Annotated in this window: 12 protein-coding genes and 1 pseudogene; 10 read left to right on the forward strand and 3 right to left on the reverse strand. The window is 48.8% G+C overall.

Annotated elements, in window-relative coordinates; all coding sequences use genetic code 11:
* Positions 1-3: 3 nt before the first annotated feature.
* The 3 genes from cusF to silA are packed head-to-tail and all read left to right on the forward strand — an operon-like array spanning position 4 to position 4,758.
* A complete protein-coding gene (cusF, locus tag HED65_RS01970; RefSeq protein ID WP_114977203.1) occupies positions 4-345 on the forward strand; it encodes a cation efflux system protein CusF in 342 nt (113 codons plus the stop codon).
* Positions 346-356: 11 nt separating this feature from the next.
* The gene (locus tag HED65_RS01975; RefSeq protein WP_114977204.1) at positions 357-1,607 is read left to right on the forward strand and encodes an efflux RND transporter periplasmic adaptor subunit; all 1,251 of its coding nucleotides are present in this window, start codon (positions 357-359) and stop codon (positions 1,605-1,607) included.
* Positions 1,608-1,617: 10 nt separating this feature from the next.
* Positions 1,618-4,758 (forward strand): Cu(+)/Ag(+) efflux RND transporter permease subunit SilA, encoded by a 3,141-nt coding sequence (gene silA / locus HED65_RS01980; protein ID WP_114977205.1) that lies wholly within the window; start codon positions 1,618-1,620, stop codon positions 4,756-4,758.
* A gap of 42 nt (positions 4,759-4,800) precedes the next feature.
* Here the strand turns inward: silA and HED65_RS01985 are convergent, their stop codons facing one another.
* Complete coding sequence (locus HED65_RS01985) at positions 4,801-5,370, reverse strand: hypothetical protein (protein ID WP_114977206.1); 570 nt, start codon at positions 5,368-5,370, stop codon at positions 4,801-4,803.
* Between the two features lie 253 nt (positions 5,371-5,623).
* On the opposite strand from HED65_RS01985, the gene HED65_RS01990 reads away from it, so the two are divergent.
* From HED65_RS01990 to HED65_RS02015, 7 genes and pseudogenes are all read left to right on the forward strand, one after another.
* Positions 5,624-6,544, forward strand: coding sequence for a hypothetical protein (locus tag HED65_RS01990; RefSeq protein ID WP_223256798.1), 921 nt, complete (start codon positions 5,624-5,626; stop codon positions 6,542-6,544).
* A gap of 139 nt (positions 6,545-6,683) precedes the next feature.
* Positions 6,684-6,971, forward strand: coding sequence for a DUF6966 domain-containing protein (locus HED65_RS01995; protein WP_114977207.1), 288 nt, complete (start codon positions 6,684-6,686; stop codon positions 6,969-6,971).
* Between the two features lie 192 nt (positions 6,972-7,163).
* Positions 7,164-7,279 (forward strand): annotated as a pseudogene (locus tag HED65_RS22995) (DUF1348 domain-containing protein); the annotation flags it as partial.
* A 561-nt stretch (positions 7,280-7,840) separates the two neighbouring features.
* Complete coding sequence (locus HED65_RS02000) at positions 7,841-8,110, forward strand: hypothetical protein (protein ID WP_024908520.1); 270 nt, start codon at positions 7,841-7,843, stop codon at positions 8,108-8,110.
* A gap of 229 nt (positions 8,111-8,339) precedes the next feature.
* Complete coding sequence (locus HED65_RS02005) at positions 8,340-9,482, forward strand: HBL/NHE enterotoxin family protein (protein WP_114977208.1); 1,143 nt, start codon at positions 8,340-8,342, stop codon at positions 9,480-9,482.
* A gap of 111 nt (positions 9,483-9,593) precedes the next feature.
* The gene (locus tag HED65_RS02010) at positions 9,594-10,481 is read left to right on the forward strand and encodes an HBL/NHE enterotoxin family protein (protein WP_114977209.1); all 888 of its coding nucleotides are present in this window, start codon (positions 9,594-9,596) and stop codon (positions 10,479-10,481) included.
* 34 nt (positions 10,482-10,515) lie between these two features.
* Complete coding sequence (locus HED65_RS02015; protein WP_114977210.1) at positions 10,516-11,607, forward strand: HBL/NHE enterotoxin family protein; 1,092 nt, start codon at positions 10,516-10,518, stop codon at positions 11,605-11,607.
* A gap of 179 nt (positions 11,608-11,786) precedes the next feature.
* On the opposite strand, the gene silE is transcribed toward HED65_RS02015, so the two are convergent.
* A complete protein-coding gene (gene silE, locus HED65_RS02020) occupies positions 11,787-12,218 on the reverse strand; it encodes a silver-binding protein SilE (protein ID WP_114977211.1) in 432 nt (143 codons plus the stop codon).
* 62 nt (positions 12,219-12,280) lie between these two features.
* Positions 12,281-12,457 (reverse strand): hypothetical protein, encoded by a 177-nt coding sequence (locus HED65_RS02025; protein WP_168112368.1) that lies wholly within the window; start codon positions 12,455-12,457, stop codon positions 12,281-12,283.
* Between the last annotated feature and the right edge of the window lie 205 nt (positions 12,458-12,662).

The following is a 12,662-nucleotide window of genomic DNA, read 5'->3' on the forward strand; positions in this document are numbered from 1 at the left end:
AAAATGCGTAATTCTCTTAAAGTCGTTGTAATCGGTGCGATCTCTGTGATGTTCTCTGCCAGCCTTCAGGCTGAAGTTCATCAGCATGCGGAGATGAGTGTCGCCAGTGATGCCGCCGCAGAGCAAATCATCAACGCCACAGGGGTCGTGAAAGACATTGACCTCACGAATAAAAAAGTCACGATTTCTCACGAGGCTATACCTGCAATCGGTTGGCCTGCAATGACCATGCGTTTCACTTTTATCAATGCTGACGAGAGCATCAACGCCTTAAAACCAGGTAGTCACGTTGATTTTTCATTTGTTCAGCAGGGCAATATCTCTTTACTTAAGAGCATTAAATAGAGAGGAATGGCATGACCTCTTTCAAAATAAAATATGCCGCCATGATTATCAGCAGTCTCCTGGCGGGAGGACTGGTATCCGTGACGGCATGGCAGGTACTTCATTCATCTGAAAAAACAGAAAATAACACGACTGAAAGAAAGGTACTTTTCTGGTATGACCCGATGAAACCAGACGTTAAATTCGATAAACCCGGTAAATCACCGTTTATGGATATGGACCTGGTGCCGAAATATGCGGATGAAAATAACGAAAAAAGCAGTGCCGGTATACGTATTGATCCGACTCAGGTTCAGAATCTGGGGTTAAAAACACAAAAAGTCACCCGTGGAGCACTGAATTACTCCCAGACGATCCCGGCTAACGTCAGTTATAACGAATATCAATTCGTCATTGTTCAGGCACGCTCGGAAGGCTTTGTTGAGAAAGTGTACCCCCTGACAATTGGCGACCATGTGAAGAAAGGGACACCCCTTATTGATATCACCATACCGGACTGGGTAGAGGCCCAGAGTGAGTTTCTGCTGTTATCCGGTACCGGCGGTACCCCCACGCAAATAAAAGGGGTTCTGGAACGGCTTCGGCTAGCCGGTATGCCGGACGATGACATTCAGAGGTTACGTACAACCCGGACTATCCAGACCCGGTTTACCATAAAGGCACCGATTGACGGGGTGATCACGGCTTTTGACCTGCGTACCGGTATGAATATTTCTAAAGAGAAAGTGGTCGCGCAAATTCAGGGAATGGATCCGGTCTGGATCAGCGCAGCAGTGCCTGAATCCATCGCTTATCTGCTGAAAAATTCGTCGCAATTTGATATTTCCGTACCCGCTTATCCGGATAAATCGTTCCCGGTCGAAAAATGGAACCTTCTGCCCAGCGTGGATCAAACGACCCGCACATTGCAGGTGCGGTTGCAGGTATCAAATAAAGATGAGCTCCTGAAACCGGGTATGAATGCGTTTCTGACACTGAATACCCAAAGCCCGGAAATGCTGCTGATCCCATCCCAGGCCGTGATAGATACCGGCAAAGAACAGCGTGTGATTACCGTCGATGCAGATGGCCGTTTTGTGCCCAAAAAGATCCACGTTCTGCACGAATCTCAGCAACAGTCCGCTATTGATACTGGACTGAACGAAGGGGATTCGGTGGTGGTCAGTGGTCTGTTCCTGATTGACTCCGAGGCCAATATTACCGGTGCGCTGGAACGTATGCGCCGTGCTGAAAAAACTGACGACACACATTCAGGTCATTAAGGAGACGATGATGATTGAATGGATTATCCGGCGGTCAGTCGCCAACCGTTTCCTGGTGATGATGGGGGCGCTGTTCCTCAGCGTGTGGGGTACCTGGACCATCATCAATACCCCGGTCGACGCCTTGCCCGATCTGTCTGATGTTCAGGTGATTATTAAAACCAGTTATCCAGGGCAGGCCCCGCAGATTGTTGAAAATCAGGTCACGTATCCGCTTACAACTACCATGTTGTCGGTGCCTGGCGCAAAGACCGTACGTGGTTTTTCTCAGTTCGGTGATTCGTATGTGTATGTCATTTTTGAAGATGGCACCGATCTGTACTGGGCCCGATCTCGCGTTCTGGAATATCTTAATCAGGTTCAGGGCAAACTGCCTGCAGGGGTGAGTTCTGAAATCGGCCCTGATGCCACGGGCGTGGGCTGGATATTTGAATATGCGCTGGTTGACCACAGTGGAAAACACGATCTTTCAGAACTGCGCTCATTGCAGGACTGGTTCCTGAAATTTGAACTCAAAACCATTCCGAACGTGGCTGAAGTCGCGTCCGTGGGCGGTGTGGTTAAACAGTATCAGATCCAGATCAATCCGTTAAAACTGGCCCAGTACGGCGTCAGTCTGCCGGAAGTTAAGCAGGCGCTTGAATCGTCAAATCAGGAAGCAGGGGGATCATCTGTTGAAATCGCGGAGGCGGAGTATATGGTCCGCGCCAGTGGTTATCTCCAGACCATTGATGATTTCAATAACATTGTCCTGAAAACCGGTGTAAACGGGGTACCGGTTTATCTGCGTGACGTTGCCCGCGTACAAACAGGCCCGGAAATGCGGCGTGGGATAGCAGAGTTTAACGGTCAGGGAGAGGTCGCTGGTGGCGTCGTGATCCTGCGTTCAGGCAAAAATGCGCGCGACGTCATTACGGCGGTGAAAGATAAACTGGAAACGCTAAAGGCGAGTTTGCCCGAAGGGGTCGAGATCGTGACTACTTACGATCGCAGCCAGTTAATTGACCGGGCCATAGATAACCTGAGCTCTAAACTCCTCGAAGAATTTATTGTGGTCGCCATCGTCTGTGCGCTGTTTCTTTGGCATGTACGCTCTGCGCTGGTGGCGATTATCTCACTGCCGCTTGGCCTGTGTATTGCCTTTATTGTCATGCACTTCCAGGGGCTGAATGCCAATATTATGTCACTGGGAGGCATTGCCATTGCCGTTGGCGCGATGGTGGATGCGGCCATCGTGATGATTGAAAACGCACACAAACGGCTGGAGGAGTGGGATCATCAACATCCAGGGGAGCAGATTGACAACCCCACGCGCTGGAAGGTTATCACTAACGCCTCCGTCGAAGTGGGCCCTGCGCTGTTTATTAGTTTGCTGATCATCACCTTATCGTTCATCCCCATCTTTACCCTTGAAGGGCAGGAAGGGCGGCTGTTTGGTCCGCTGGCGTTTACAAAAACGTATTCCATGGCGGGTGCGGCCGCGTTGGCTATCATCGTTATTCCTATCCTGATGGGATTCTGGATACGCGGGAAGATCCCTGCTGAAACCAGTAATCCACTGAACCGGTTGTTGATTAAGGCCTATCATCCGCTATTGATTAGGGTGCTCCACTGGCCGAAAAACACTTTGCTGGTCGCGGCGTTATCCATCTTCACGGTTATCTGGCCACTGAGTCAGGTTGGTGGTGAGTTTCTGCCGAAGATCAATGAGGGCGACCTGCTGTACATGCCGTCAACCTTGCCTGGCGTTTCGCCGGCTGAAGCCGCCGCGATCCTGCAGACCACGGATAAATTAATCAAAACCGTGCCTGAAGTCGCCTCTGTTTTTGGCAAAACCGGGAAAGCCGAAACGGCAACAGATTCCGCACCGCTCGAAATGGTAGAAACCACGATTCAGTTGAAACCGGAAGACCAGTGGCGGCCCGGCATGACCATTGAGAAGATCATTGATGAACTGGACAAAACGGTACGTTTGCCGGGCCTGGCTAACCTCTGGGTACCCCCCATTCGTAACCGAATTGATATGCTCTCCACCGGGATCAAAAGCCCGATAGGTATCAAAGTGTCTGGTACGGTTCTGTCTGACATTGATGCAACGGCGCAGAACATTGAGGCGGTCGCCAAAACCGTGCCGGGAGTGGTTTCGGCTCTGGCAGAACGCCTGGAAGGGGGGCGCTACATTGATGTAGACATCAACCGGGAAAAGGCCGCTCGCTACGGTATGACCGTAGGTGATGTGCAGCTGTTTGTCTCCTCAGCCATCGGCGGGGCGACGGTGGGTGAAACAGTAGAAGGTGTCGCTCGCTATCCAATAAATATCCGCTATCCCCAGGACTACCGGAACAGTGCAAATGCGCTGAAACAGATGCCGATCCTGACGCCGATGAAGCAGCAGATCACGTTGGGTGATGTCGCGGAGGTTAATGTGGTTTCCGGCCCAACCATGCTGAAAACGGAAAATGCCCGGCCAGCCAGCTGGATTTACATCGATGCGCGGGGCAGGGATATGGTATCGGTGGTAAATGACATTAAGACGGCAATCAGTCAGAACGTGAAGCTGCGGCCAGGTACCAGCGTGTCATTCTCTGGACAGTTTGAACTGCTCGAGCACGCGAACAAGAAACTGAAGCTGATGGTACCGATGACAGTGATGATCATTTTCATTCTGTTGTATCTGGCATTCCGACGCGTTGATGAAGCCTTATTAATCCTGATGAGCCTGCCGTTTGCCCTGGTCGGGGGGATATGGTTCTTGTACTGGCAGGGCTTCCATATGTCTGTGGCTACCGGGACCGGATTTATCGCCCTGGCCGGGGTTGCCGCTGAGTTTGGTGTGGTCATGCTGATGTACCTGCGACATGCCATTGAAGCGCATCCGGAGTTATCTCATCGGGAAACATTTACCGCAGAGGGGCTCGATGAAGCGCTTTATCATGGTGCCGTGCTGCGTGTTCGACCGAAGGCGATGACCGTTGCGGTGATCATTGCAGGTTTACTGCCTATTCTCTGGGGAACCGGGGCGGGTTCAGAAGTGATGAGCCGGATAGCAGCGCCAATGATTGGGGGGATGATCACGGCTCCGCTGTTATCGCTGTTTATTATTCCTGCGGCGTATAAGTTAATCTGGCTGCGCAGGCATAAAAAACCATAAAACAATCCCGCCCTAGTGGCGGGATTTTTACGAGATGAACGTTTAGCGTGTCTGGCTGATAAGCTTGCGCCAGGCTCTGTTATGCAGAGTAAACAGCAGCATCTTGTAAAAGGCGGTGGAAAGAATAGAGCTGCCGCTAAGCAGTAACATCACAATGCTCACTAGCGCTGCAGTCAGACTGACGCCTGGAGAAGTGCTACCGCTCAGCGTGGCCAGTAGATAGATTACCGTTAGCACCAGGCTTATTACTGCCAGCGTAAGATGTAAACGCACAGCGCGCATGCTGCCTTTGCCAATCATAAACATGGTCACGCCGTTTATGCCGGCGAACAGCAGGGCGATCAGCACAACCCACACGAATACGCGTTCGGCTGGCTGGCCGAGTACGGCGAGTACGCCATACCCCAGCCACAGCTGAGGAATAGCGAAACTGACAATCACCCCGAGAGTACTGATCGCCGCCGGAATGCCCATGGTATGTAGTCCTGGGGATTTACCCATTTCTTCGGCCAGCTGCGTCTTGAGCTGCTGCAGTTGTGTCGTGGTGGCATTGCTCACGCTGGCGGCCACCTCCTTACAGTGTTGCAGGCGACGGGTTAAAACTTTAAGCATTTGGATAAATCACCTGTTTTTAGCAAGCCGATTGCGTGGTCAAGTTGCTTGTAGAGTTTGTGCTTCAAAACGTCTAACTCGTCATTTTCGCGAATTAGAGGTATTCCTTTTTATGGAGAACAATATCGGTAAATGATTGCGATGTTAACCCAATAACCTTCGTTTCTGCGGTTACAGAATGCATTTTAGGGTATTTGACAGGTGTCCAGAATGAGCAACAATAGGCGCATAACGGTAGCGTAAAAGGGGCACCATGCTTCATCACAGTCAGATCATGTCACTGGACGACATCTACCTTGAGGACATTCCTCACATTATTCACCCGGGCACGGCGGCAGTAGACCTCGCAGATACTGCACTGCCAAACCGTATCATCCAGGAGTGGAATTTACCGCAGGGCTACACCCGATTTGTCAGCCGCTATCAGCCTTTCCACTGGCAGTATCCGTGGATGGCGTACCGTGACACGCTTGACGACATCAAATCCGGCAAGCTCGTTCTTCTAAGAAAAGACATAATTGGCCATCCCATTTCGGGTGTGCTGACGGCATCCGGTGACCTTCGCAATGACCTGCCTCTGTTCCTTCAAACCCGGCTCAACCACCTCCAGTCTCGGCAGTTGAAACGCCCGGGATATCACGCTCGCCCGGTGGCGCCGGTGCAACATGCTCAGGCCGCAAAAACTATCAACAGCAAAACTGCAGGTCGGCTACTGGCTGCGGGCGGGATCTATCACGGCAATATCGCGGGATTCCGTCAGACCGCGCAGCAGCTCGGTGGCGATGCGCCAGCGGGCTACAATCAGGTTATGGATAATAAGGGGTTGATTATTGCTGGTACTTCTGTTGCTGCGGGTCTTGGCCTGGGCAGGCTGGGGGCGGCGAGTGAGCTTAACAATCTCCATGTTCTGGGAAAAGTCGAGGGGGAATACTCGATGATAAAGCCCGGACCATTGAGTGAGCGTTTTGCCGAAACATTCTCAAGTGGAGTTTACAAGGAAATAACATTGACCCAAGACACCACATTTTTTAGAGGTGGTCAAAGTGGCACTGATTTGGGCCGATTTTTCAGTTACGAACGACCTTTAGGGGTACTACAAACGCGTGTCGATAAGGCTGTATTACCAAAATGGCCTGACGGCTCGGAATCCGTGATCGATAGTTTTTTGAGATAAAAATTCCTGCAGGGTCGAAGGTTTATGTCGGCGAAGTTGGCTACCAGTCTGATATTTTCCCGGGAGGTACTGAGCAGGTAGTAATCCCAGCGCCTTGGAATATTCCAGGCGTGGAGACGGTTAATTTTGGGGGATTGAAATGAAATCAGATATTCATGTGTTACTTAATGAAATCATTGAATTACTAGTTTCATGTAATGAAAGTGTTTGGTCGAAGAAACTCATTTACTTTCGCGAGAATCTTGATTCTGACTATGATCAGGCCTTGTTAAGCATCAGGTCTATTTTCGCAGGGGCAGGTTCTTTTAACGACTTAATATTGCAAAACAATGGCAAAATGCTGCGAGCAGAAAACAATGCTCTTAATAAGCTACAGGATGAGCTATACAGATTAACAAAAGCGGAGATCTCAGCACGTAATATTTAGCGTTCTCAGATCTTTTTTACGCCGGTAACGTAGCATCCTGCCAGTTATTGATCTTAACGAAACCGGTACGCGCTCACACAATTACAGTACATCCGATAAACGAGCTCCCATTCGCGCATGAAGGCCGGTTGGCTGTCGTCAGTGGCGTAACCGCACGCAGCCAGTCAAGGGCAGGGAAGTCATCATCCAATTCCTGACGGGTTGATGACTAAGCGCTTCGCCTGCATTAACAACCTGCCGATAGAGGCATCGGACCGCCTGTTCCATTGGCTGCAGATCATCGAGGGCTGCCGGACCTTGGCTTATGAAGAAAAAAAACCGCAGGTGACTTTGCGGTTTTTATATTTCAATCCAAAAAAATGTCGACAAATCAAAATTTAAAATATTTCAGCAATTAAGTTTTAATTAATAAATAGATTAACAATTAATGATTGCTTAATTGTTAATTTAAAACAAGAGCTATTTTTTTGTCTAATTTTGAATGAGATGACATTTATTCTGATAATAATTAACCACTTGAGATTTTTCTCTGGTTAAATTGGTTGTGTTTGTTATTGATGCTTTGTTTTCGTCATTAAGTGGTGTATTTCACTATGTAATTCATGGTGTGGCAAAATGAAATTCCGTATTATTAAAGTCAGTTGCGGGAAGTGATTGCACCACCCATATTTAAGAACGTTCTGATTGCCAGTTATTGCACTGGGCAAAATATAAAATATATCATAAGCAGCTTCTGCCAGATTGAAGTTGGCGGGGGTTTTGTTGACAAATCCGTATGGAAATAAATGGATCCCAGAAACCATTTCAAAATAGATGGGGCGAACTCCGAAAAGCCAAATGAGTAGGATGACTAATATCGAGGCAATATCATGTCGAATCAAGAGACTATTGTTGGTGGCTGGACCGCTTACCATACGTTGACCGAAAAAGATTGGCAGGTATTTAAAGAAGCCATGGCGGGATTTGTTGGTGTAACGTATGAGCCGCAGGCCGTCTCAACGCAGTTAGTGGCCGGGACAAATTATCGCTTCAAGTGCCTTGCTTCAATTCCGCCTGCTTTGGTGGTGTGGGAGTCTATTGTTGAAATCTTCCAGCCTTTGCAGGGTGCACCACATATTGTCGGAATCACCAGAATCTGAATTTTCAATTAATACTGTGTCAATGCGTGATTTAGGAAAACATTCCAGATCTTGACGGTCTTTTCTTAAATAAGTGTTTTTATTAATTTTGTTTTAATCCACTTATCGAAGGAAATCGTGAATTTAAAGCACGATTTCCTTGGTTTGAAATGACCTGATTGCTCACGGACAATATGTTTTATATTTAAAGAGTCCACTCCGATCTTAGTAACAGAAGGGGTATTTAATAATGCTAAATCATATTCTACAGGCTGGCACCAATCCGTCGATTAACAGTAATAACATGAAAGCGAGCGCTGATGCCTCAACCACGGCTGCCGTGATTATTCAAAACTATGTCGGCACCATTTTAACACAGGCCGATCTCTCTCTACCGGATATATTACCCGATCTACCGGAACATCAGGCAAAGGCAAGAGACCATGCCACATCCTGGCGTGATGTCATACAGCCGCAAATGATCTCAACCAATACGGATATTGTAAGCTTCTCTAACAATTTTGATTCCTACTATGATCCTTTGGTTAAGCTGGCGGTAAAAATACAGCAAAACCCTTCGGACACAGCATCAATTAATACTTTTAAACTGGGTGTTCAGCAACTTCAGGCGCTGGTCGCTCAAAAACAAAACGCTACGCATACCGTGGTTAATTCAGTGGGCGGTTTCCAGACCACGCTTGCCGAAGATGCCCGCAATTTCGCCAGTGATTTTACTACGGCAGAAGCGGCATTAGCCGGTAAAGACGGACAAATTGCCGCTCTGGGAAAACAAATCGACGCTATTAATTCCGCCATGAGTAAGGACTTAACTATGATTGCAGCGGGTTCAACCGCCGCAGTGGTAGGAGGATTAATGATTGCCGTGGGGGCACTGGCGGAAATTGCGACCGCAGGTGTCAGTACCGCACTGATTGTCGGTGGATTGGTGGTCGTCGGGGCCGGTGCTGGTGTTGCCATTGCAGGGGGGGTTGACTATGCCAAGCAAACCAGTGCGCTCAGCACGGCCATTACGACCAAAACAAAACTACAACAACAGTATTCTGCCACCAAAAACGTGAATACGATTGTTCAGAACCTTTCGGGCCAGGCATCCGCTGCGGTTCAGGCCGCGGGTTCTTTACTGGCAGGTTGGCAGACGCTTGAACAGGACTTTATTGTCTTCCAGTCGGCGCTGACCAGTGCGACCCCAGATTTAGGCTATTTCCTGATCGCACAACTCAATGCGGCGAAAGCGGACTGGGATGATGTTGGCAATCATGCCCGTAAGCTATTGGATTATGGTTCTTTACCGGTCAGCAACGCATCGGTCACCAGCAGTGGGATCCTGTTGCCTAACCCAACGGCGACGTTTGCACGGCTGGCTGCTGCATAGCGTTCATCAATCATCAATCAGACCCGTGAGGGTCTGATTGTTTCAACAGACAAACCGGACGCATCGTTTCACGATGATGCCAATAAGTGACCCGTGTCTAAGGTTCAGAGTATGCCAGCATTGAAAGTCAGCTTTACTCAGGCATTAACGGCTCAACAAAATGTGCGTCAACAGATGATGCAGGTCGCACAACAATTAGAACAGCTTCCGCCCATTAACGATCCGCAGATCTCCGATCTGAATGAAAATATCTTTTCCGTCCGCAATCACGCGAATTATTATCTGTCTGACATTGTGGTCAAAATGGATTCGTTGTATTCCGAGGTTATCAAGTTTGGAGGTGAGCTGGATTCTACGGTTGCCAACATCCGTTCTGAATTAAATGGTCCTGACGGACAGGAATATCTCACAAAAGCTCAGGGGCAAATTAAGCAGTTACTCGCCGACAGCGCGCCGCTATCCGCCTCTCTGAATGATTTCAATCAGGTTATTATTTCCTTTAATAATGACATTACGACGGACTCAAGGAACTTGCTAGCCGATCAGCAAAGGGCGCAACAGTTATTAGCTGCCGATCAGGCAAGGTTAGAGGCTCTTAACGCTCAGCTGAATGCGCTGAATGCTGAGCTTGAAAGTAAAAAGAGGATGGAAATTATCATCGGTATTTTTACTCTTGGGATTGGCGCCGCGATTATGGAATTGACAGGCTATGTGCAAAGCACGGAGCGGGCAATTGCGCAGGCGCAACAGGAAACGGGAATGCTTTATCAGGAAATAGGACAACTTGGTGCCACCAGTGATGCACTGAACGCATTGACCAAAGGAACCGCTATTTTGTGTGGCCTGACACAATCTCTTCAATATGGTTGGCAAACCGTGACGGCCGAGCTCTCGGAGGTCACTCAACAACAGGTGACTGCGGATTTTCTTATAGTCTCCGTTAATGCCGTGCAGGCGAACTGGCAGGAAGTGATGCGCACCGTTGAGCAATTGCAGTAAGCCAAAACCAATTAACGACTTTGAGGTTTTCATTATGATCATGCAAGCCATTGCAGCTGCGAAAAATGATACTGAATCATCATCAACCAATGCCTTAATGACAGGTATTCAGGGCATCGGTGCTTCATCGATTGCTCAACAGACTTATGCGAGCACTGTATTATGTCAACCCAACATTCATTTAGATATTTTACCTGATCTTCCTGCACAGCAGGCTATTGCGCGCGATCAGGCGCAGGAATGGTTGTCCTCGATTAATCCGGCGGCTATCTCTTCTCTGGTGAATGTGCGTAATTTTTCGAATCAGGTGGGGGCTTATGTCGATGCACTTCTTCCGGCGGCACAAAAATATGACATGGGGGATAAAAGCCAGCTTCCTTATATCCAGCAGGGCATCCAGCAACTGCTTTCTCTTGCTCAGAAAAACGTCACTTCCACGGGAGTGTTTGTCGATAACGTCCAGGTTTATGTGAATGGGATCAACAGCAGTCAGAGCACATTTAAAGCGGCTAAAGAAACCGTGCAGACGCAAATTACCGGTGATAAAGGGGAAATATCGGCACTCCGGCAGAAGCTAAACGATCTGAATAAACAGATGGATGCAGATATTGTGCAGATTTCGGCGGGAGCGGTGAGCGACATTATAGGGATTGGCATGATTGTCATTGCGGCCACAACAATTATCGAAACCGGTGGGGCAACACAGACGCTTCTGGCTGCGGGTATTACCCTGGTCGCGGGCGGAACGCTGGCGATGACCATAAGTTCTGCCGATATCGTCAAAGCGCAAAAAGAGTACAGCACAACGTTGACCAATCTCGTCGGGCTTGAATTGGAGGTGGCTGTTTTTGACACGGTTTATAACCAGTTGACGGCCAGTGAAAGACTTTCTCAGTCTGCCATTGATGCCGCTAAGTTGCTGGTCAACGGATGGCAGACCGTTGCTGATAACTACCAGCAAACGCTGGCCGACCTGCAGCAGAGTTCAAAAGGGTATCTGGCACTGAGGCTGAGCGCGATGAAACGCCAGTGGCAACAGCTAGGCGAGCAGGCGGGAAGCGTGATGCAGTTAGGGCCGCTGCCTTTCAATACTGTTCCCGCAAATGAACTGAAGTCGAGTGCATGACAAGCGAAGATTAATATTTGGTTGCTGCTGCCCGGTAACCGCCGGGCAGACAGGTGTTTTAGTGAACGAAATCGGGTTTTAATTATTCAATGTTTAACAGGCTCCCGTGCCCGGGAGTGGTGTAAAATTATGCTTACCGAAGCTAGGAAAGGGTAAAAGCATGGATATTACAATCGCATTCAGCCAGCATTGATCATGCGGCGATGCGCTTCGGCCATGGCCTCATGTGGGCCGGACTGACCGTTATTCATGAATTCATGGGCAACCGCTGCTCTTTTATGCTCATCCATCGCTGCGAAAGACGTTGACGAGATGGTCATGGATACAGTGTTATTTCCCATCATCTTCTGATGACTTTCCACCATTTTCTGGTGCGCATCCGCCGATCCGTTCGTCATGGTTTCATGAGCAATAATGGCCTGTTCATGCTGGTCCATACCGGTCATACGAGGAACAGTACCCTGGATCCCGACAGGAGCCGCGGCAGACTGCATCTGGTGAGCAGGAGCTTGCGCATTGTTGACGCGCTCATGGATATTCACGGTTTCAGTGGCCCAAGCCGAAGAAATTAAACCAAAGCCCAGCAAAGATGCTAATCCGATATTTTTCATGATAACTCTCCATTTCTAAATTAAGGATGTCCGGGGAAGTACAATCGGTGTCTTCAGTTCCATCACTGAAACATTATTTCTCCGGGAGAGGGCAGGATATTCATTTCCTGGCGTACTCTGATGCCAGGTGTTGATGAGGCAATCCAGCCTTCCTGATAAGTTGCACTAATTTTATCGAATGGCTTCTGTTTGCTGCATGACAGGCTAATGACATCTTTGTCATTTAAATCTTCATTCACAGTGTTGGGGATCCTGAATCATTTTCTCCAGTCTGGGTATGGATAAAATAAAACGCGTCGAGCGTACATCCGAATAGATTCTCCCGAATGTCAGGGTTTACATCGATAATATAGCAGAGCGTTCAGAAGTCATTATCGAGAAAATCTACCGGAACATGACCAGCTTCAGCATACCGCAGCGAAGACTGACTGAACCGTTCTGCCT

The organism is Pantoea sp. LS15 (assembly GCF_012241585.1).
Lineage (GTDB): Bacteria > Pseudomonadota > Gammaproteobacteria > Enterobacterales > Enterobacteriaceae > Enterobacter.